This window comes from Rhizobium sp. SVR5-9E, assembly GCF_056755095.1.
In genome coordinates, this window is record NZ_JBNDHS010000598.1 from 1 (window position 1) to 247 (window position 247).

Annotated in this window: 1 protein-coding gene; it reads right to left on the reverse strand. The window is 53.4% G+C overall.

Annotated elements, in window-relative coordinates:
* On the reverse strand, window positions 1–247 hold a 247-nt coding region (locus ACPYOJ_RS36210), incomplete at its 3' end, for an alanine--tRNA ligase-related protein (RefSeq protein ID WP_481420511.1).

The window sequence follows — 247 nt, forward strand, 5'->3', positions numbered from 1 at the left end:
TCGCCTGACCGTATTTCTGCGTGTCGCTTACGCTGAAGCTGAAACCGTTGCCTTTCAGTTCGCCTTTATCGCCAACCTGGCCGCCGGATTCCGCGTAGAACGGCGTTTTGTCCAGAATGACAACCGCATCCTGACCCGCGTTGATGCTGTCTACGGCTTTACCGTCAACAAACAGGGCGGTCACTTTGCCAGTCAGTTCCAGATTTTCGTAGCCTTTGAATTCTGATGCGCCATCAACGCGGATCAT